The sequence below is a fragment of the Pseudonocardia sp. GCM10023141 genome (assembly GCF_042653605.1).
In genome coordinates, this window is the sequence record NZ_JBHSIR010000080.1 from 166,692 (window position 1) to 190,501 (window position 23,810).

General features: G+C 76.0%; 2 protein-coding genes. Both read left to right on the forward strand.

What is annotated here, in order from left to right:
* The first annotated feature begins 36 nt into the window (after positions 1–36).
* Positions 37–18,777 (forward strand): non-ribosomal peptide synthase/polyketide synthase, encoded by an 18,741-nt coding sequence (locus ACFPFQ_RS44310; protein WP_379629288.1) that lies wholly within the window; start codon positions 37–39, stop codon positions 18,775–18,777.
* Positions 18,774–23,810 (forward strand): amino acid adenylation domain-containing protein (locus tag ACFPFQ_RS44315; RefSeq protein ID WP_379629289.1); only part of this gene is annotated, 5,037 nt, incomplete at its 3' end. The genes ACFPFQ_RS44310 and ACFPFQ_RS44315, both read left to right, overlap by 4 nt.

Below are 23,810 nucleotides of genomic sequence, written 5' to 3' on the forward strand. Positions count from 1 at the left end.
CCGCGCTCCGCAGTCCCTCCTGAAAGGCCCGTACCCGTGACAGACCTGCCTTTGGCGCGCCTCCAGAGCTCCGCCGACCGTCGGCGAGCCCTGTTGCGTCGCAGGCTGGCCGACTCGGGCCGGGCCGGGGATCGAGCCGCCGGCACCGACCGGCCCGTGCTGCACGCCACGGGCCGCACCGAGGGACCGCTCTCGCCCGCGCAGCTGCGGATGTGGTTCCAGCAGCAGCTGGAACCCGACAGCGCGGCGTTCAACGTGACGCTGCGGATGGAGCTGCGCGGGCCGCTCGACGCCGAGGCGTTGGCATGGGCGTACACGCGGCTCGTCGCGCGGCACGAGGTGCTGCGCACCACCTACGACGCGGGCGTCGACGGCGCGCCGGTCCAGCGGGTCGGGCCACCGGTCCCGATCCCGCTGCCGGTGCTCGCCGTGACGTCGGAGTCCGAGGTGGACGACCGTGCTGCGCTCGCCGCGGCGGCACCGTTCGACCTGCGCCGGGACCTGTCGATCCGCGTCGAGCTGTTCCGGATCGCGCCCGAGCACCACGTGCTGCTGCAGGTGGTGCACCACATCGCCTGGGACGGCATGACGTGGAGCGCCCTGTCCCGTGATCTCGGGGCGCTCTACCGGGCCCGCACCGACCCGGCGGCCACCGAGCCGGACCCGCATCCGGTGCAGTACCTCGACTTCGCCGCCTGGCAGCACGAACAGCGCGACTCCGCGCACCTGACCGCGCAGCTCGCCCACTGGCGGCGCACTCTCGACCCGCTTCCGGAGCGGTTGGACCTGCCCACCGATCGACAGGTGGCGCCGAGCTCGCGTGGCGGGCGCCGCACGCGCACGTTCGCGCCGGGCTTCGCCGGCCGGGTCGCGGCGCTCGCCCGCGCCGAGTCGGTCACCCCGTTCATGGTCGTCCACGCGGGTCTCACCGTGCTGTTGCACCGGCTGACCGGCGCCACGGACGTCCCGATCGGTTCGGCCGTCATGAACCGGGACCACCCCGACCTGGAACGGCTCGTCGGCGACTTCGGCAACACGCTCGTGCTGCGCGTCGGGCTCGACGGCCGGCCGACGTTCCGCGAGGTGCTGCAGCGCTGCAGCGCGGTCTGCGTCGACGCCTACAGCCACCAGGACCTGCCCTTCGACCGCTTGGTCGCCGAGCTGCACCCGGACCGCGGGGCGGGCGAGGCCGCGCTGTTCGACGTCCTGCTGGTCTTCCTCACCCAGGACCTCGGCGGCCCCGAGCTGCCCGGGATCGACCTGCGCTGGCGGACGATCCACAACGGCGGCATGCAGTTCCCGCTCTCGCTCGAGACCTTCATGATCGGTGAGAGGTTCGAGGTCGAGGCCACGTTCAGCGCCGACCTGTTCGAGGAGGCCCCCGTCGACGCGGTGCTGGAGCGCCTCGAACGCCTGCTCACTGCGGCGACAGCCGATCCGGCGGCGGCGATCGCGGACCTGCCGCTGCTCGGCGCCGACGAGCGCAGCGAGCTCCTTCGCGGCGACGAGGAGCCCGTCGAGGTCGCCGCGGTCACCGTCGCCGAGCTGGTGGCGGGGCAGGTCCGGCGCAGCCCGGACGCGACGGCCGTGATCGGGCCGGCCGCGACGCTCGACTACGCCGAGCTCGACGCCCACGCCGAGCGGCTCGCCACCCGCCTCGCGGCCGAGGGCGCGGCGCCGGAGCGGATCGTGGCCGTCGTGCTGCCGCGCTCGCCGGAGCAGGTGGTCGCGCTGCTGGCGGTCGCGAAGACCGGTGCGGCCTTCCTGCCGATCGACCCGGAGTACCCGGCGGCCCGGATCGCGGCGACGCTCGCCGACGCCGCCCCGACCGTCGTCGTGACCACATCGGACGGTCCGGCCGGGCCCTGGCCGCGGGTGGTGCTCGACCGGCTCCCCGCAGCCGACCCCGCAGCCGATCTCCTGCCACGCGCGGAATCCGGCGTCCGGCCCGAGCCGGAGCACCCCGCCTACGTCCTCTACACCTCCGGCTCCACGGGGCTCCCGAAGGCCGTCGTGATGACCGCGCGCGGCCTGGTCAACCTGCTGCAGTGGCACGCGCAGGCGGCGGGGGAGCCGGGGGCCGCGCTGCAGTTCACCAGCCCCGGCTTCGACGTCGCGACCCAGGAGGTGTTCGCGACGCTGACGACGGGCGGCACGCTGGTGGTGCCCGACGAGGCGACGCGACTCGACCCGGCGGCGCTGGTCGAGCTGCTGCGGGAACGCTCGGTGGCCGACGTGTACGCGCCGAACCTCGTCGTGCAGGAGCTCGCCAGGGCCGCCGTGGCCGACCCGGCAGGACTGCCGGCACTGCGCCGCGTGTTCCAGGCGGGCGAGGCGCTGACGGTGACCGACGAGATCCGGGCGCTGTTCGCGCGCCACCCGGCGGCCGAGCTGCACAACCACTACGGGCCGACCGAGACCCACGTCGTCACCGCACAGCACGTCACGCCGGTCGCGACCGCGCCGCACCGCCCCGCGATCGGGCGTCCGGTGTGGAACACCCGCGCGCTGGTGCTGGACCCCGGCCTGGCGCCGGTCCCGGTCGGGTCCACGGGGGAGCTGTACATCGGCGGCGCGCAGGTCGCGCGCGGATACCTCGGCAGGCCCGGCCGCACGGCCGAGCGGTTCGTGGCCGACCCGTACGGTCCGCCGGGAGCGCGGCTCTACCGCACCGGCGACCTGGTCCGGCGCCGGCTCGACGGCACGCTCGACTACCGCGGTCGCGCCGACGACCAGGTGAAGGTCCGTGGCGTCCGGGTGGAGCTCGGCGAGGTCGAGGCCGCGCTGCGCTCGCACCCCGGCGTCGCGTCGGCGGCGGTGACGGTCCGCGGCTCGGCCCTGATCGGCTACGTCGTGTGCGCCGCACCCGCGGACGGCACCGCGGTGCGGGCGCACGTCGCCACGCTGCTCCCGGCCGCGATGGTCCCGGCCGCGGTCGTCGTGCTCGACGCGCTGCCGCTGACCCCGAACGGCAAGCTCGACCGGCGGGCGCTGCCGGAGCCGGAGCAGCCGGCCGCCGGGAACGGCGAGATCGCGGCGGTGACCCCGCACGAGGCGGCGCTGCTCGGGCTCGTCGCCGAGGTGCTCGACGTGGCCCCACCGCGGGTTGACGACTCGTTCTTCGCGCTCGGCGGCCACTCGTTGCTGGCTGCGCGCCTGGTCGCCCGGATCAGGGCCGAGCTCGGGGTCGCGCTGCCGATGCGGGCGGTGTTCGACGCCCCGACGGTGCGGGAGCTCGCCGCCGTCGTCGCCACGGCCATCGCCACCGACGGCGTCATCGAGGCGGCACCCGCCGGCGACGGGCCGCCAGCGGTCGCCCTGCCCCGCCCGGCCGAGATCCCGCTGTCGGCGGCACAGCGGCAGCTCTGGTTCCTGTGGCGGATCGACCCCGCGTCGGTGAGCTACCACATGCCGCTCGCCGTCCGGCTGCGCGGCGAGCTCGACGTCGACGCCCTGCGCGCCGCGCTGGCCGACGTCGTGGAGCGCCACGAGATCCTGCGCACCGTCTTCCCCGACGACGAGGGCAGGCCCCGCCAGCAGGTGCTCCCCGCCTGCGCGGTCCCGGACCTCGACCTCAGTGATCACTCCAGGGACCACTCCGACGACCCCGCCACTGTCGGGGCCGCGCTCGTCGCGCACGCCGCCACGCCGTTCGCGCTGGACAGCGAGCCGCCGCTGCGCGCAGCCCTGTTCCGGGCAGGCCCCACCGAGCACGTGCTGGCGCTCGTCCTGCACCACATCGCGGGTGACGACTGGTCCACCGAGGTGCTGCTGCGCGACCTCGGCGTCGCGTACTCGGCGCGCCGTGCGGGCGCGGATCCGCTGCTGCCCCCGCTGCCGCTGCAGTACGCCGACTACGCGCTGCTGCCGGAGCCGGGAACCGGTGACATCGGAGCGGGTGGTCTCGGGTTCTGGGCCGAGCGGCTGGCCGGTGCACCCGCCGAGCTGGAGCTGCCCCGCGACCGGATCCGCCCGGCCCGGCCGACGCACGCGGGCGGCCGGGTGCCGTTCACCGTCGCGGCCGACGTCGCGGCCGGGCTGCGCGCGCTGGCACTGGCCGAGGGCGCCAGCGAGCTGATGGTGCTGCACGCTGCCGTGGCCGTGCTGCTGCACGCGCACGGCGCCGGCACCGACGTCCCGCTGGGCACACCGGTAGCCGGGCGGCCCGATGCGTCGTTCGACGACGTCGTCGGGTACTTCGTCAACACCGTCGTGCTCCGCCACGACCTCGCCGGTGACCCCGACCTGCGCACGCTGGTGCGGCGCACCCGGGAGGTCGCGCTCGCCGCCTACGCGCACCAGGACGTGCCGTTCGAGCGGATCGTGGACGCACTCGAACCCGAGCGGTCGGTGACGCGCAACCCGCTGTTCCAGACCCTGGTCACGTTCGGCCGCGAGACGGGTGCCGTCGCCGGGTTCGCCGGACTCGACGGCACCCGCGAGTGGGTGGAGCTGCCCGCGGCCAAACTCGACCTCTCGATCGACGTGGTCGCTCGCGGCGGCGAGCTCGTCGGCGCGCTGGAGTACGACGCCGACCTGTTCGACCACACCACGGCCGCCGAGCTCGGCGCGCGCCTGCAGCGGGTGCTCGCGACGATGGCGCACGCACCCGCGACGCGGTTGAGCGGCGTCCAGATCCTGCGCGCCGACGAGCGCGCGGCGCTGGTGGCGGCCGGGACCGGCCCCGCGGTGGCCGACGCCCGCGGGCGCACCGTCGTCGACGTGCTCGACGAGCTGGCCCGCGAGCATCCGGACCGGACGGCTCTGGTCGCCGCCGACGGCAGCCTGACGTTCGCCGAGCTCGTGGCCCGCGCCGACCGGCTGGCCGGCCACCTCACCGCGCACGGAGTCCGGCGCGGCTCCCGCGTCGCGGTCGTGCTGGGTCGCACCCTCGACGGGCTGGTGGCGCCGCTCGCCGTGTGGCGTGCGGGCGCGACGAGCGTTCCCGTCGATCCGGACCATCCCGCCGGTCGGATCGCGCACCTGCTCGACGCCGCGGCCCCGGCCGTGGTGCTCACCTCGGCGTGCGTGGCGGACCGGGTGACCGGCCGGGACGGCGTGCTGCTCCTCGAGGACCTCGCCGGGTTCGTCGCCCCGGCCGGTGCCGCGCCGGAGCGGCCCGATCCGCTCGACGCGCTGTACGTGATCTACACCTCGGGCTCCACCGGCCGCCCGAAGGGCGTCATCGCCACCCACGCCGGCGTGATCAACCTCCTCGACGCCCACCGCGAGAACGTGATGGGAACTGCTGGGCCCATCCAGGGTGGGCCACGGCGCGTGCTGCACGGGCTGTCGCTCGCGTTCGACGGCGCCGTCGACCCGTTGCTCTGGATGCTCGCCGGGCACGAGCTGCACGTGCTCCCGGAACGGTCGATGGGGGATCCGACCGCGGTCGTCGACCTCGTCCGGCAGCAGCGCATCGACGTGCTGGACCTGCCGCCGTCGTTCCTCGGACCGGTGCTCGACGCGGGGCTGCTGGATCCGACGCAGCACCGGCCGACGCTCGTCTTCACCGGCGCGGAGGCCGTGGGCTCCGCGCTCTGGGACGCGCTCGCCGCCGCTCCCGGCACGGCCGCCCACAACCTGTACGGCCCGACCGAGACCACGGTCGACGCGCTCGGCGCCTGGATCACCCCCGGCATCGCGCCGCACATCGGCACTCCCATCGGCGGTGCCCGGATCGCGGTGCTCGACGCCGCGCTGCGCCCCGTGCCGGCCGGTGTCACCGGGGACCTGTACGTCGGTGGCGCGGGTGTCGCCCGTGGCTACGCCGACCGGCCGGGCGCCACGTCGGAGCGGTTCGTGGCCGACCCGAGCGTCCCGGGACAGCGGATGTACCGCACCGGCGACCTCGCCCGGTGGACCCGGCGCGGCACCGTCGAGTTCGTCGGCCGCGACGACGACCAGGTGAAGATCCGCGGCCACCGCATCGAGCTCGGTGAGGTCGACGCCGTCGTCGGTGCCGACCCGGCGGTGGCGCAGATCGCGACGGTGGTCCGGGAGGACGCGCCGGGGGTCCGGGCGCTGGTCAGCTACATCGTGGCCGCCGGACCGGGGGCACCCGACCTCGACGCGTTGCGGGCCCGCGCCGTCGCGGTGCTGCCCGACTACCTCGTGCCGAGCGCGATCGTGGCCGTCGACGCCTTCCCGACCACCCCCAACGGCAAGCTGGACCAGCGCGCCCTGCCGGCCCCGGACCGCTCGGCAGGCGCGGGAGCGCGGCTCGGCGCGACACCGACCGAGCGCCTGCTCGCCGGCATCGTCGCCGCCGTGCTCGGGCTCGACGACGTCGACGTCGAGACGTCGTTCTTCCTGCTGGGCGGCGACAGCATCCTGTCGATCCAGCTCGTGGCGAAGGCGCGGGCCGCCGGGCTCGTGCTCTCCCCGCGCGACGTGTTCGAGCAGCGCACGGTCGCGCGGCTCGCCGAGCTCGTGGACCGGGCCGACCGGGACGCGCCGCCCGCCGCGGCGACCGTCGATCCCCTCGGCGCCGTCGCGGCCACGCCGATCCTCGCCGGGGTACTCGCCCGCGCGGCCCGGCACGGCGGGTCGATCGACCGCTTCGCGCAGTCGGTGTACCTCGCCGTCTCGCCGCAGCTGAGCATCGAGACGGTCGAGGCCGCGCTGCAGGCCGTGCTCGACCGGCACGACGCGCTGCGGGCCGTGCTCACCGACCAGGGCCTCCAGGTCCGCGCGGCGGGCACCGTCTCGGCGGCGGACCTGCTGCGGGCCGAGGACACGGACGATCCGGATCCGGAGTCCGCCTACACGCGGGCCGTCGCCAGGCTCGACCCCGCGGCCGGGCTGATGCTCGCGGCCACCCTGCTCGACACGCCCCCGGTCGGGGCCCGTCCGGTGCTGCGCGCGCTGCTCGTCGTCGCCCACCACGCCGTGGTCGACGGCGTCTCGTGGCGGATCCTCGTCGAGGACCTCGCCACCGCGGCCGGTCAGCTGCAGCGGGGCGAGCCGGTGAGCCTCGCGCCGATCGGGACGTCGCTACGGGCCTGGTCGCAGGCCACGGCCCTGCTGGCCGCGGCCACCCCGGCTGTGACCGTCGCGGACACCGCACGGCTGGGAGAGCGGCTCCCCGATCCGGCTCGCGACCGCGCGGACCGGACCGCCGTGCTGGCCACGAGCCTGCCGGGCGACGCCACGGTGCTGCTGCTCACCCGCGCCCCGGCCGCGTTCCACGGCAGGCCCGACGACCTCATGCTCGCCGCGCTCGGCCTCGCCGCCGCGCGGGTGTCGGGTGCCGCCGCAGCGTTCACCGTCGCCGTCGAGGGCCACGGCCGGGAGGAGGACGCCGTCCCCGGTGCCGACCTCTCGCGGACCGTCGGCTGGTTCACCACCGAGTCGCCGGTCCGGGTCGACCTCACCGGCATCGACGTCGGCGAGGCGTTCGCGGCCGGCCCGGCAGCAGGCACCGCGATCAAGACGGCCAAGGAGGCACTGCGCACGATCCCGCACCGGGGGCTCGGCGGGATGGCGGCCGACGCCGTCACGGAGCTGGCGTTCAACTACCTCGGCCGGTTCGCGGCGGGCGGTGAGCAGGAGTTCTGGCTGCCCGTCGCCGGGGTCGCGCCGATGGGCGGACCCGACCCCGAGATGCCGGTGACGGCCACCGTCGCCCTCGATGTGGTCGTCCAGGACGGGCCGGGCGGCCCGGAGCTGCAGGCGAACTGGACCTACGCGACCGGGATCGTCGACGCCGACACCGTCGCCGAGCTGGGACGCCGGTGGGCCGAGGCCCTCGCCGCGCTCGTCGACCACGCGACCCGGGACGGCAGCGGCGGCCACACCCCGTCGGACCTGCCGCTGGTGCGCGCCACCACGGCCGACGTCGAGCGCTGGGAGTCCGACTACCCCGGGCTCTCGGACGTGTGGCCGCTCGCCCCGTTGCAGGAGGGGCTGCTCTTCCACGCCATGCTCGACGACGCAGGCGTCGACGTCTACCTGGTGCAGACCGCACTCGACCTGGACGGCGCCGTCGATCCGGACCGGATCCGGGCGGCGGCGCAGGCGCTGCTCGACCGGCATCCGGCGTTGCGGGTCGCGTTCGCCACCGACGCCGAGGGCGCGCCGGTCCAGGTCGTCGTCGACGCCGTGACCGCCCCCTTCACCCACGTCGACCTCACCGGGCTCGACGCCGGCGCCCGCGCCGCGGGGGTCGACCGGCTCGCCGCGCTCGACCGGGCCACCCGGATGGACCCCGCGACGTCGCCACTGATCCGGTTCGTGCTGCTCACGACCGCGCCGGACCGGGCGCGGCTGATCGTGTCGGCCCACCACGTCCTGCTGGACGGCTGGTCCACGCAGGTCGTGCTGCGCGACCTCGCCGCGCTCTGCGCGGATCCGGCGGTCCGGCTGCCGCGGCCGCGTTCCTACCGCGAGTTCCTCGCCTGGCTGGAGCGCCGCGACACCGCCGCCGACCTGCGGGTGTGGGCCGAGGCGCTGGACGGGGTCGAGGAGCCGACGCTCGTGGCCGGTCCGGCCACCACCCGCCGGGCCGGGCTCCCGGACCGGGTCGAAGGGGCGCTCGACCCCGCCGCCTGGGCCGTGGTGTCCGGGCTCGCCCGCCGCGAGAACGTCACGCCGAACACGGTTGTGCAGGTGGCGTGGTCGCTGCTGCTCGCCGAGCTGACCGGCCGCTCCGACGTCGTGTTCGGCGCCACCGCCTCCGGGCGGCCCCCGGAGCTGCCCGGTGTCGAGGAGATGGTCGGGCTCTTCATCACCACCCTCCCGGTACGGGTGCGGCTGCGACCCGCCGAGAGCCCGCGGGCGCTGCTGCGCCGGGTGCAGGACGAGCAGACCCGCCTGCTGGATCACCAGCAGGTCGGGCTCGGCGCGATCCAGCAGGCGGTCGGCGTCGACGAGCTGTTCGACACGTTGACCGTCTTCGAGAGCTATCCGGACGTGCTCGACACCGACCCGGCCGACCCGGGGACGGCGGGCGGCGTGACGATGACCGACGTCTCGGCGGCCGACGCGACCCACTACCCGCTGACGCTCAGCGCCCGGCTCGGCCCGACGCTGGAGCTGGCGCTCGATCACCACGACGGCGTGCTCGACGTCCATGGCGGTGCCGCCGCGGTGCTGGAGCGGCTGCTGGCCGCCGTCGCAGCGCTCGGTGCGGCGCCGGACCGGCCGATCGCCCGCCTCGACGTCCGCCCGCCCGGTACCGGGACCGGACTCGCGCCTGGCGTGATCGAGCCTGGCGTGGTCGACCCGGCCGGGTCCGGTGCGACCGTGCTGGATGCCGTTGCGGCCGCCGTGCTCACCCGCCCCGACGAGCCCGCGCTGGTCGCCGAGGACGGCACGCTCACCTTCGCCGAGCTGGCCGACCGGGTGCAGCGGCTCGCCGCGCACCTGCGCGAGCTGGGGGTCGGCCCGGAGGACCGGGTGGGCCTCGTGCTGCCGCGCACCCTCGACATGGTCGTCGGGATGCTCGCGGTCTGGGCGGCGGGCGGGGCGCACGTCCCGGTCGACCCCGCGCATCCCGCAGAGCGGGTCGCGATGATCCTCTCCGACGCCGGGCCGCTCGTGGTGCTCACCCACGACGCCATCGCGCAGCGGCACCCGCTGCCGGGGCGGGTCGTCGCGCTCGACGACCCCGCGACAGCCGCCCGCATCGACGCTGCCCGGATCGACACCAGGGCGGGAGCCGGTCGCCGGCCCGACGCCCGCGGGGCGGCCTACGTCGTCTACACGTCCGGTTCGACCGGCCGCCCGAAGGGCGTGACGATCGAGCACCGGGGGCTCGCGGCGCTGGTCGAGGCGCACCGCCGGGCCGTGATGGACCCCGCGGCGGCCGCACTGGGCCGCCCGTTGCGGGTGCTCAACTCGCTCTCGTTCGCCTACGACGGCACGGTCGACCCGATCGCCTGGCTGCTCGCCGGGCACACGATGCACGTGCTGCCCGACGCGGCCATGGGCGACGCGGGCGCGATCGTGCGGTACGTCCGCGCCCACGGCGTGGACTTCGTGGACGTGCCGCCGTCGTTCCTCGACCTGCTGCTGGAGGAGGGGCTGCTGGCGGGCGAGCCGCGGCCGACGGTGGTGGCCACCGGCGCCGAGGCCGTCGGGCCCGGGCTGTGGGAGCGGCTGGCCGGGCACGAGGGCGTCGCGCCGTACAACTTCTACGGCCCCACCGAGTGCACGGTCGACGCGCTGTTCACCCGCATCGAGGCGGGCCGGGCGCCACACATCGGCCGCCCGGTGACCGGCACCACCGCGACGGTGCTGGACGCGTTCCTGCGCGTCGCCGCACCGGGTGCCCCCGGAGAGCTCTACGTGGGTGGCGCCGGTGTCGCGCGCGGCTACCAGGACCGCCCCGGCCTCACGGCCGAGCGGTTCGTGGCCGACCCCGCGGGCGGCGGCGGGCGGCTCTACCGGACGGGGGATCTCGCGCGCCGGCTGCTCGACGGCACCGTCGAGTACCTCGGGCGGGCCGACGACCAGGTCAAGATCCGCGGGTTCCGGGTGGAGCTCGGCGAGGTCGAGGCCGCGCTCGCGACGCACCCCGGTGTCGTGCAGGCCGTCGCGATCGTCCGCGAGGACGTGCCGGGGGTCCGCAGGCTCGTCGGTTACGTGGTGGATGGCGGGGAGAAGCCACTGACCGCCGCCGCGGTGCGGGCCACCGCCGCGGACCGGTTGCCGGGCCACATGGTGCCCGCGGTCGTGATGGTGCTGGCGGCCTTGCCGTCGACACCCAACGGGAAGCTGGACCGGCGCGCGCTGCCGGTGCCGTCGATCGCCGCGGGGGCCGGGCGGGCGCCGTCGACGGCGACGGAGGTGGGGCTGGCCGGGCTCTTCGCGCGCGTGCTGGGCGTGGCGAGTGTCGGGCTCGACGACTCGTTCTTCGACCTCGGCGGGCACTCGCTGGTGGCGACGCGGCTGGTGTCGCGGATCCGGGCCGAGCTGGACGTGCAGCTGTCGGTGCGGGCGGTGTTCGACGCGCCGACGGTCGCCGGGTTGGCCGCCGTGGTGGACGCCGCGACGGGCGGCGGTGGTGTCGCGCTCGAACGGCGCGAGCGGCCGCCGGTCGTGCCGCTGTCGTTCGCGCAGCAGCGGTTGTGGTTCCTCGACCAGCTCGACGGCGGTTCCGCGGCCTACGCGCTGCCGTTCGCGGTGCGGCTCACCGGCACGCTGGACGTCGCGGCGGTGCGGGCCGCGGTGGCGGACGTGGTGGAGCGCCACGAGAGCCTGCGCACGGTCTTCCCTGCGGTCGACGGCGTGCCCCGCCAACACGTGCTGGCGGCCGGCGAGTGGAGCGCGCCGGTGCCGGTCGTCGACGTGGGCGACGGCGCGCTCGACGCCGCGCTCGCCGAGGACGCGCATCACGTCTTCGCGCTGGAGCGCGACCTGCCGATCCGGTTCCGGCTGCTGCGCACCACCGACGGCTGGGTGCTGTCGCTGGTGATGCACCACGTCGCGGCCGACGAGTGGTCGGGGGAGCGGCTGCTCGCCGACCTGGACACCGCCTACCGGGCCCGGACCGCCGGCCGCGAGCCGGGCTGGGCGCCGCTGCCGGTCCAGTACGTGGACTACACGCTGTGGCAGCGCGAGCAGCTCGGCGACGAGAATGAGCCGACATCGGTGCTCGCCGGCCAGGTGGCCTGGTGGCGCGAGACGCTCGCCGGGCTGCCCGACGAGCAGACCGTCGCGACCGATCGCGGGCGCGGCGACACCGCGTCCCACGAGGGCTTCACCGTCGAGGCGACGGTCTCCGCGGCCGACGCGGCCGCTCTGGGGGAGCTCGCCGCCGCGGCCGGGGCCACCCCGTTCATGGTGACCCAGGCCGCCGTCTCGCTCTGGTTGCAGGCCCACGGCGCCGGCCCGGATGCGGTGCTCGGCACCCCCGTCGCCGGGCGCACCGACGTCGCGCTCGACGATCTCGTCGGCTGCTTCGTGAACACGCTGGTCCTGCGCACCGACCTGGCCGGTGACCCGACGCTGCGCGAGGTCGTCGGGCGGGCGCGGACGGCCGCGCTGGGTGCCTACGCCCACCAGGACCTGCCGTTCGAGCGGCTCGTCGAGCTGCTCAACCCGCCGCGCTCGGGAGGCCGGCATCCGCTCTTCCAGACCTGCGTGATCCACACCGCCGACGTCCGCGACGACATGCGGTTGGGGGAGCTGGAGCTGGCCGAGGTCCGGACGGCGTGGGACACGGCGCGCTTCGACCTGAGCGTCGATGTCCTGGAGACCGGCCCCCGAGCCGGCCGAAGCCTGACGCTGGCCGTGACGTTCGCCGCCGACCTGTTCGACCGCGCGACCGGAGAGGCGATGACCGCCCGGCTCGCCAGGGTGTTCGCCGCGATGGCGGCCGACCCGGACCGGCCGGTCAGCGCGCTCGACGTCCGCACGCTGACCGAGCGCGAGCCGGTGCCGAGCACGCCGGTGCCCGCGCTCGGGGAGCGGACGCTCGCCGACCTGTTCACCGCGGCCGCGGCGGCTCACCCCGACCGCGTCGCGCTGACCGGGCCCGACGGCACGAGCCTGCGCTACGCCGAGCTGGCGGTCGCGGCGGACCGGCTCGCGCACCGCCTCGTCGCCGCCGGGATCGGACCCGGACGGCGGGTGGCGCTGCTGCTGCCGCGCACGACCGAGCTGGTGGTGGCGGTGCTCGCGGTGGCGATGTCCGGCGCCGCCTACGTGCCGATCGATCCCGAGTACCCGGCCGAGCGCATCGCGTTCACGCTCGACGATGCCGCGCCCGCCGCGGTGCTGGTGACGCGCTCGACGCGGCACGTGGCGCCGCCGGACGCGGTCCTGGTCGACGACCCCGAGCCCGGAGCCGTGGATCGGGGTCCGCTCCCGGCCGCCCTCCCGGGCGCCACGGCGTACGTGATCTACACATCGGGCTCCACGGGCACGCCGAAGGGGGTCGCGGTCTCGCACCGCAACGTCGTGGCGCTGCTCGCGGGCACCGCGGAGCTGTTCGACGCCACCGCGGACGACGTCTGGACGGTGTTCCACTCGGCGGCGTTCGACTTCTCCGTGTGGGAGATGTGGGCGCCGCTGACCACGGGTGCGCGGGTGGTGGTCGTGGACCGGGACGTGACCCGCGACCCGGCCCGCTTCCTCGACCTGCTCGACCGCGAGCGGGTGAGCGTGCTCAACCAGACGCCGACGGCGTTCGCGGCACTCGACAGCGCCGACCGGGCCCGTCCGGGATCGGCGACCGCCCTGCGACTGGTGATCTTCGGTGGGGAGGCGCTCGACCCGGCCGTGCTGGCGGGCTGGCGGGAGCGCCGCCCCGGCGTGGTGGCCGTGAACATGTACGGGATCACGGAGACCACGGTGCACGTCACCCACCACGTGGTGGCGGCGTCGGACCGGGGGAGCCCGGTCGGGTCGCCGATCCCCGGGCTGCGGGTGCACCTGCTCGACGAGCTGCTCCGGCCGGTGCCGCCCGGGGTGCCGGGGGAGATCCACGTGTCGGGGCCGCAGCTCGCCGACGGCTACCTCGGCCGCCCGGGCCTGACGGCGACCCGGTTCGTGGCCAGCCCGTTCGTGGCGGGCGATCGGCTCTACCGCTCCGGCGACCGGGGCCGGCCGGCGCCCGGTGGCGGCCTCGAACACCTCGGCCGGGCCGACGACCAGGTGAAGATCCGCGGCTTCCGGATCGAGCCGGGCGAGATCGCCGCGGTACTCGGCGAGCACCCGCAGATCGCCGCCGCCGCGGTCGTCGCGCTGCCCGAGCCGGGCTCCACCAGCACGTTGCGGCTGGTGGGCTACGTCGTGCCCCGCGCCACGCCCGGCCCCGGCCTCGACCCGGCCGCCGTGCGAGCGTGGGCGGCTCAGCGGCTGCCGGGCCACCTGGTGCCGGCGGCGGTGGTGCTGCTCGACGAGCTGCCGATGACGGCGAACGGGAAGCTGGACCGCAGGGCCCTGTCCCCCGTGCCGGTGTCTCCATCGCTGCCCGGCGGTGGCACCGGTCCAGGGGGCCCGCTCGGCCGGGAGCCCGCGTCCGCAACGGAGGTTGCGCTGGCGGCGCTGTTCGCGGGGGTGCTCGGCGTGGCCGGGGTCGGGGTCGAGGAGTCGTTCTTCGACCTCGGCGGGCACTCGTTGCTGGCGACACGGGTGGTGTCGCGGGTACGGGCCGAGCTGGGCGTCGACCTGTCGGTGCGAGCGGTGTTCGACCACCCGACGGTCGCCGGGCTGGCGGTCGCGGTGGACGCCGCGGGCGGCGGGGGCGGCGTGGCGTTGGCGCCGCGGGTGCGCCCCGAGGTCGTGCCGTTGTCGTTCGCGCAACGCCGGCTGTGGGTGCTCGACCAGGTGGACGGCCCGTCGGCGGCGTACGTGCTGCCGTTCGCGGTCCGGCTCACCGGACCGGTCGACGCTACCGCGCTGCAGGCCGCGGTGGCGGACGTCGTGTGGCGGCACGAGAGCCTGCGCACGACGTTCCCCGCGGTCGCGGGGGTGCCCCGCCAGCACGTCGTCGCGCTGCCTGCGGATGCCGTCCCGATCGTCGAGGTGGCCGAGCAGGACCTCGAACGGGAGCTGGTCGCCGCGTCCGCGCACGTCTTCGCGCTCGCCATCGAGGTGCCCGTGCGGCCGCGGGTGCTGCGGCTGCCCGGCGGCGACGTCGTGCTCTCGCTCGCCGTGCACCACATCGCGGCCGACGAGTGGTCGGGGGAGCGCCTGCTCGCCGATCTGGACACCGCCTACCGGGCCCGGGCCGCCGGGCAGGAGCCGGCGTGGGCGCCGTTGCCGGTGCAGTACGCGGACTACACGCTCTGGCAGCGCGAGCAGCTCGGCGACGAGGACGACCCGGGCTCGGTGCTCGCCCGCCAGATCGGCTACTGGCGCGACGCGCTGGCGGAGCTCCCGGCCGCCGTGTCGCTCCCGACCGATCACGCCCGCCCGCGGGTCGCCACACACCTCGGCATCACGGTCGCGTTCTCGATCGCGCCCGCGACGGCGCAGGCGCTGGCCCGGCTGGCGGGCGAGACGGGCGCGAGCGCGTCCATGCTGACCCAGGCCGCGGTCGCGGTGTGGCTGCACGCCCACGGCGCCGGTACCGACGTGCCGCTCGGGACACCGATCGCGGGCCGCACGGACGTCGCGCTCGACGATCTCGTCGGGTTCTTCGTCAACACGCTGGTGCTGCGGACCGACCTGGCGGGCGACCCCACCCTGCGCGCGGTCATCGGCCGGGCCCGGGAGGCGGCGCTGGGTGCCTACGCCCACCAGGACCTGCCGTTCGAGCGCCTCGTGGAGCTGCTCGACCCGCCCCGCGGCGTCGACCGGCACCCGCTGTTCCAGACCAGCATCGTCCACCGCGCGGGCGGCACGGAGGTGACCTCGCTCGGCGGGCGCCCGGCCCGGCAGCTGCACGCCGAGCTGGACACCGCGCGGTTCGACATCTCCGTCGACGTCGGGGAGAGCCCCGGCGGCGGCCTCGACGGGACGGTGACGTTCGCGGCCGACCTGTTCGAGCGCGCGACCGCGGAGGCGATGACCGCCCGGCTCGCGCAGGTCGTCGAGGCCTTCGCAGCCGATCCCGAGCAGCGCCTGCACGCGCTGGACGTGCGCACCGCCGCGGATCGGGCCCTGGACCCGGCCCCGGCGCTGCGTCCGCCCGTTCCCGAGCTCGCGCTCGACGCGCAGTTCCGCGCGGCGGCGGCCGCGCATCCGGATCGGGTCGCCCTGACCGGCCCCGACGCCACGACGCTCACCTACCGGGAGTTGGTCGCGCGGTCCGAGCGGCTGGCCCGGCTGCTGGTGGCCCGCGGGGTCGTTCCCGGCGACCGGGTGGCCCTGCTGCTGCCGCGCGGCACCGATCTGGTGGTCGCGATCCTCGCCGTGGTGACCGCGGGGGCGGCGTACGTGCCGATCGACCCGGACTACCCGGCGGAGCGGATCGCGTTCACGCTGGCCGACGCCACGCCGGTCGCGGTGCTGGTCACCGAGGCGAGCAGGCACGTCGGCCCCGCGGACGCGATCGTGCTCGACGGACCCGCGCCTGCGGCTCCGGAGGACGGTCCGTTGCCCGCGGCGGATCCCGACCGGATCGCGTACGTGATCTACACGTCCGGCTCGACGGGCACCCCGAAGGGCGTCGCGGTGTCGCACCGCAACGTCGTGGCGCTGCTCGCGGGCACCGCGGAGCTGTTCGGCTTCACCCCGGACGACGTGTGGACGGTGTTCCACTCCGCGGCGTTCGACTTCTCGGTGTGGGAGATGTGGGGCCCGCTCGGCACCGGCGCGCGCATGGTCGTCGTGGGCCGCGACGTCACCAGGGACCCCGAACGGTTCCTCGCACTGCTGGACCGCGAGCGCGTCACGGTCCTGAACCAGACCCCGACGGCGTTCGCCGCGCTCGACGCCGCCGACGCCGCCCGGCCGGGCACGGCCACCGCGCTGCGGACGGTGATCTTCGGCGGGGAGGCGCTCGACCCGGCGGCGCTCGCGGGCTGGCGGCGCCGCCGTCCCGCGGCGGCGCTGGTGAACATGTACGGGATCACCGAGACGACGGTGCACGTCACCCACCACCTCGTCACGGACGCCGACCGGGGCAGCCCGGTCGGGCGGCCGATCCCCGGCCTGGCGGTGCACCTGCTCGATGAGCACCTGCGGCCGGTCCCGCCCGGCGTGCCGGGCGAGATCTACGTCGCGGGCCCGCAGGTGGCGCAGGGCTACCTCGGCCGGACCGGGCTGACGGCGGCCCGGTTCGTCGCGAGCCCGTTCGTCGCGGGCGAGCGGCTCTACCGCTCCGGTGACCTCGCCCGGCAGCTCCCCGACGGTGGGTTCGACCACCTCGGCCGCGCCGACGACCAGGTCAAGATCCGCGGGTTCCGCATCGAGCCCGGCGAGATCGCGGCGGTGCTCGGCGAGCACCCCGGTGTCGCGCAGGCGGGCGTGATCGTCCGGGAGGACACCCCGGGCGCCCGCCGGCTCGTCGCGTACGTCGTGGGATCGGCCCCCGACCTGCGGTACTGGGCGGCGCAGCGGTTGCCGGAGCACATGGTGCCCGCAGCGGTCGTGGTGCTCGAGCGGCTCCCGCTGACCACCAACGGCAAGCTCGACCGCGCCGCGCTGCCGGCACCGGAGCTCGATCCGGGCCGCGCGACCCGCTCCGCGCAGAACCCGGTCGAGGAGGTGCTGGCCGCGGTCTTCGCCGACGTGCTGGGCCTGGCCGCGGTCGGGGTCGACGGGTCGTTCTTCGAGCTGGGCGGCGACAGCATCACGTCCATCCAGCTCGTCGCCCGCGCGCGGGAACGCGGGATCGCGATCTCGCCGCGCGACGTGTTCGAGCGCCGGACCGTCGCGGCACTGGCCGAGATCGCCGCGACCACCACGCTCGGGACGGCCGAGCCCGCGGGCGCAGGCGTGGGCACCGTGCCACTGACCCCGATCATGCGGGCGCTGCTGGACACCGGTGCCGACGTGAGCCGCGTCTGCCAGGCGGCACTGCTGGCCGTGCCACCCGGCGTCCGCCGCGACGACGTCGTCGCTGCCGTGCAGGCGGTCGTCGACCGGCACGACATGCTCCGGGCCCGGCTGGTCGGGGCCGGGCTGGAGGCCCCGGCGCCCGGTGCCTCCGTCGACGCGCTCGTCAGCCGGGTCGACCTCGACGGGGTCGTCGCGGACCGGCTGTGGTCGGAGCAGGCGGTCTGGCCCGCCGTGCTGGCCGAGCTGGAGGCCGCCGCCGACCGGCTCGACCCCGCAGCGGGTCGGATGCTGCAGGTCGTGCACCTGGACGGCGCCGAGGCCGGGGGCCGGGTGCTGGTCGTCGTGCACCACCTCGTCGTCGACGGGGTGTCGTGGCGGATCCTCGTGCCGGACCTGCTGGCCGCGGCCGCCGGCACGCCGCTCCCGCCGGTCGGGACGTCGTTCCGCACCTGGGCCCGCGGCCTGGCTGCGGCCGACCGGTCCGCGGAGCTGCCGTTCTGGTACGAGGTGCTCGGCGCGCCGGAACCACCGCTGGGCAGCCGGGCGTTCGACCCGGCGCTGGACACGGTGGGCACCACGCACGACGTCGAGGTGCGGGTCCCGGCGGACGTCACCGCAGCGGTGCTCACGGCCGTCCCGGAGGCGTTCTACGCCCGGGTCGACGACGTGCTGCTCGCGGCGCTGGGCACCGCCGTCGCCCGGTGGCGCGGCCGCGAGTCGGTGCTGGTGGAGCTGGAGGGCCACGGCCGCCAGGAGGAGGCCGTGCCGGGCGCGGAGCTCTCCCGCACGGTCGGCTGGTTCACCACCACCCACCCGGTGCGGCTCGCGCTGGACGACATCGACCTCGACGACGCGCTCGCAGGCGGCACCGAGGCCGGTCGGATCGTGAAGCGGGTCAAGGAGCACCTGCGGTCCGTGCCGGGCCGCGGCCTGTCCTACGGCCTGCTGCGCCGCTCCGCACGGGGTGCCGGGCTCGCCGAGCGGCCCGGGCCGCAGATCGGCTTCAACTACCTCGGCCGGTTCGGGGGCGGGGAGCCCGGCTCGGGCACCGGCGACCGCTGGACCGAGGCGCCGGAGCTCGCCGGCTTCGGCGGGACGTCCGATCCGCGGCTGCCCGCCGCGAACGTCGTCGACGTCAACGCGGTCACCGAGGACGGCCCCGGTGGGCCGGTCCTCACCGCGACGTGGACCTTCCCGACCGGCCTGCTGACCGAGACCGCGGTCCGCACGCTGGCGGATCTCTGGGTCGCGGCGCTGGCCGCACTCGCCGCCCACGTGGCGGCGGGACGAGGCGGCGGACACACGCCGTCCGACATGGCACTGGTCGAGCTCGACCAGGACGCCCTCGACGAGCTCGAAGCCGAATGGGGAGACCTGTGAGCAGGCCCGACACGACCCGTAAGTCCCGCATCGAGGAGGTTCTGCCGCTCTCCCCGCTGCAGGAGGGCCTGCTCCACCACGCGCTGACGGCGGCCGAGGACGGCAGGCCGGACGTCTACACCGCGCAGCTCGTCCTCGAGCTCGACGGGCTGTGTGACGCCGACCGGCTGCGCGCCGCGGGCCAGGCGCTCCTGGAGCGGCACCCGAACCTGCGCACCGCGTTCACGCACCAGAAGTCCGGCCCGGTGCAGGTGGTCCTGCGCGACGTGACGCTGCCGTTCACGGTCCTCGACGCCGATGGCGACGAGGTGGCAGCGGTCCGGGCCGTCGACGCCGCCCGCGACGAGCCGTTCGACCCCGCCGCACCGCCGCTGATCAGGATGCTGCTGGTGCGGCTCTCGGCGACCCGGCACCGGCTCGCGATCACCAACCACCACATCCTGCTCGACGGCTGGTCGACGCCGCTCCTGGTGGCCGACCTGCTCGCGCTCTACGCGGGCGAGCCCGCCGCGCTGCCGCGGGTGCACCCGTTCCGGGACTACCTGGCCTGGCTCGCCCGGCAGGACCAGGTCGCGTCGCGGCACGCATGGGCCGCGGCACTCGACGGCGTCGAGGCGTGCACGGTCGCGGGGCCCGCCCCGGGTGCCGCAGGTGCCGCGCTCGCACCGGCGCAGCGCGTCGACCTCGCGGTGGCGCCGGAGGTGGCGGCCGGGCTCGCCGCCACCGCCGCCGCGGCGGGCGTCACGCTCAACACCGTCGTCCAGGTGGCGTGGGCGCTGCTGCTGGGCCAGACGACCGGCCGTCGCGACATCGTGTTCGGGGCGACGGTCTCCGGCAGGCCGCCACAGGTACCCGGCGTGGAGTCGATGGTCGGGCTGTTCATCAACACGATCCCGGTGCGGGTCGACCTCGACCCGGCGGAGTCGCTGTCCGCACTGCTGGCGCGCGTGCAGTCCGAGCAGGTCGCCCTCCTCGATCACCACTACCTGAACCTGGCCGACGTGCAACGCGCGGCGGGCGGCCGGGAGCTGTTCGACACGCTCGCGGTGTTCGAGTCCTACCCGGTGGATCCCACGGCGCTCGACGATGCCGCCGGCGGACTGGCGATCACCGGCGTCGAGGGTCGCGACGCCACCCACTACCCGCTCACCCTGCTCGCCCACCCGGAGAACGGGCTCGAGCTCACCGTCGCCCACCGGCCCGACGCCGTGCCGACCGCGGTCCTCGACCGGATGCTGGTCCGGTTCGACGCGATCCTGCGAACGCTCGCCGCGGAGCCCGCCACCCTCGTGGGCCGGCTGGCCGTGCTCACCGCCGCCGAGCGCGCCGCGCTCGTCGAGGCCCCGAACCGGACGGCGTCGGGCACGCCGGCCCGCACGCTCGCGACCGTCCTCACCACCGTCCTGTCCGGCGAGGGTGCGGCAGGCGAAGCGGACCTGCCCGCGGTGCTCGCCGGTGGTGTGCGGCTCGGCCGCGCCGAGCTGGCGGACCGGGTCAACCGGCTGGCCCGGCTGCTGGTCGGGCTCGGGATCGGCCCGGAGGACACGGTGGCGGTCGCCGTGCCGCGGACCCCGGAGCTGGTCGTCGCGGTGCTGGCCGTCATCCAGGCAGGTGCGGCGTACCTGCCGGTCGACCCGCGCTACCCCGTCGGGCGGATCCGGCTCGTACTCGGCGAGGCCGCGCCGACCGCCGTCGTCACCACGTCCGGCGTGGAGCTCCCCGAGCTCCCGGCGGCGGTCCGCGTGCTCCGGCTCGACGATCCCGCCGTGGCGGGCGAGCTGGCCGAGACGGCGGCCCACCCGCTCACCGACGCCGACCGCGTGCGCCCGCTGCACCCGGCGCACCCGGCCTACGTCATCTTCACGTCGGGCTCCACCGGCGTGCCGAAGGGCGTGCAGGTCCCGCAGGCCAACGTGGTCCGGCTGGTCGAGTGGACGGCGCAGCTGCTCGGCCCCGACGCGCTGCGGCGGACCGTCCTGTCGACCTCCCCGAGCTTCGACGTCTCGGTGTTCGAGCTGTTCGCGCCGCTGTGCGCGGGCGGTGAGCTCGAGATCGTCGGCGACGTCCTCGCGGCGTCGGGTGCCTTCCCCGACGGCGGACCCTCGGTGCTGTCGGCGGTGCCGACGGCCATCGAGGCGCTGTCAGCCGGGGCGCCGGTCCGCGCCGGCGCGGTCGTCCTCGCGGGCGAGGCGGCCTCGCGCGCGCTCGTCGGCGCCTTGCACGACGGTGATCCCGAGCTCGTCGTGCACAACTTCTACGGCCCCACCGAGACCACCGTCTACAGCACCGCGCACCGCACGGACCGCGGTGCCACGGGTCCGGTGCCCATCGGCACGCCGACCGCCGACACCACCGCGTTCGTCCTCGACGCCGCGCTGCGCCCGGTCCCGCGCGGCGTGCCGGGCGAGCTGTACCTCGGCGGTGAGCAGCTCGCGCGCGGGTACCTGCGCCGGCCGGGACTCACGGCCTCGCGGTTCGTCGCGAACCCGTTCGGCTCCGGGCGGCTCTACCGCACCGGCGACCTCACCCGCTGGACGGACGCGGGCGAGCTGGAGTACCTCGGCCGCACCGACGACCAGGTCAAGATCCGCGGCTTCCGGATCGAGCTCGGGGAGATCGCGGCGGCGTTGCTGGCCGGTGGCACGCTGACCGCCGCGGTGGCGATCGCCCGCAACGACGGCCGCGCGGGGGCCGAGATCGTCGCGTACGTGGTGGGCCCGGACAGTCCGGACGCGTGGGAACTGCGCGCTGACCTCGCCACGCGGCTGCCCGAGCACATGGTGCCCGCGGCCGTGGTGGTGCTCGACGCGCTGCCGACGACCCCCAACGGCAAGCTCGACCGCTCCCGCCTGCCCGCGCCCGAACGGGTCGGCGCCGCGGGCTCGCGGCCGCCGTCGTCGCCGCTGGAGGAGACGCTCTGCGCGCTGTTCGGCGAGGTGCTCGGCGTTCCCGTCGGCGTCGACGACTCGTTCTTCGCACTCGGCGGGCACTCGCTGCTCGCGACCCGACTCGTCGCGCGCATCCGCAAGGCGCTGGGCACGGCCCTGCCGATCCGGGCGATCTTCGACGCGCCGAGCGTCGCCGCACTCGCGCAGCTGCTGGCGCCCGCACCTGCCGCAACCGAGCCCGCCGCAACCGAGCCTGCCGCAACCGTCCCCGCGGGTCCGGTCGCGCGGGAGCGCCCTGCCGAGCTGCCCCTGTCGTTCGCGCAGCAGCGGCTGTGGTTCCTCTACCGACTGCACGGGCCGAGCGCGAGCTACTCGATCACGTCGGCGGCGACGCTGCCGCGCGGCACCGACACCGCGGCCATGGCCGCGGCGCTGCGGGACGTCGTCGATCGCCACGAGAGCCTGCGCACGGTCTTCCCGGACGTCGACGGCCGCCCCTTCCAGCGGATCATCGACGAGCCGGGTTTCGCGGTGCCGGAGGTCGAGATCCCGGCCGACGAGCTGGCGGCGGCACTCGCCGCCGACGCCGCCGCGGTGTTCCTGCTGGAGCGCGACCTCCCGATCCGCGCGCGGATGCTGCGGCTGTCCGACGAGCGGATCGTGCTGTCGATCGTCGTGCACCACATCGCGGGCGACGAGCAGTCGACCACCCCGCTGCTCGCCGATCTGGGCACCGCCTACGCGGCCCGGTCGGCCGGCCGCGCACCGGAGTGGCCGCCGCTCCCGCTGCAGTACGCCGACTTCGCGCTCTGGCAGCGCGGGACCCTCGGGTCCGAGGACGAGCCCTCGAGCGTGCTCGCGCGCCAGCTCGACCACTGGCGCTCCACGCTGGCCGGGCTGCCCACCGAGATCCCGCTCCCGCGGGACCGGCCGCGACCCGCCACACCGTCGGGCCGCGGCGGCGTCGTCGGGTTCACCCTCCCCGCCACGGTCGCCGACGGCCTGCGGAGGCTGGCCGCGGACACCGGCGCGAGCCCGTTCATCGTGGCCCAGACCGCGGTCGCCACGGTGCTGCACAAGCTCGGGGCGGGCGACGACATCCCGCTGGGCACGCCCACCGCGGGTCGCACCGACGAGGCGCTCGACAACCTGGTCGGCTTCTTCGTGAACACGCTGGTGCTGCGCAACGACCTGGGCCCCGGTGCCGGTGGTGCACCGACCCTCCGCGATCTGGTGGTGCGGGCTCGGGAGACCGCGCTCGCCGCGTACGCCCACCAGGACGTCCCGTTCGAGCGGGTGGTCGACGCCGTCGCCCCGGAACGGGCCTTGCAGCGCCATCCGCTTTTCCAGACGATGGTGACCCACCAGATCGCGGACGCCGCCGCCGCCGGCGTCGATGCCGAGGCGCTCCCGCTGCAGCGGGTGACCGCGAAGTTCGACCTGCACGTCGGCCTGGTCGAGGAGGGCCCGACCGAGGGCGGGAACACCATCGAGGGGATCCTGACCTACGCCACCGACCTCTTCGACGAGGCCACCGCCGAGCGGCTCGCCGGGCGGGTCGCCGCCGTCCTGACGGCCTTCGCGGAACGTCCCGACACCCCGCTGCGGGCGCTGGACATCGCGACCCCGGCGGAGCGTGCGGCGGTCGTCTCGGCGTGGAACGACACCGACCTCACGGTGGCCGCCGAGACGCTGCCCGCGCTGGTCGCGGAGTCGGTGCGCGATCATCCCGACGCGACGGCGGTCGTGGACGGCGCCCTCCGGCTGACCTACCGCGAGCTCGACGAGCGCTCCGCCGGGCTCGCGGCGCGGCTCGCCGCGGCGGGCGCGGGTCCCGAACTGACCGTCGGCGTGCACCTGGAACGCTCCGCCGACCTGGTGGTCGCGCTGCTCGCGGTGCTCCGGGCGGGCGCCGCGTTCGTGCCCGTCGAGCCGTCCTGGCCGGCGGCGCGGATCGCACAGGTCTGCGCGTCGGCAGGGGTCGTCGCGGTCGTGGGTGCCGATCCGGCCGCACTGCCGGCGGGCATTCCCGTTGTTGCGGTGGCCGGTGCGCCCGAGCCGGGTTGGGTGGATGTTGCGGTGGATCCGGAGGGTCTGGCGTATGTGATGTTCACGTCGGGTTCGACGGGTGTGCCGAAGGGGGCG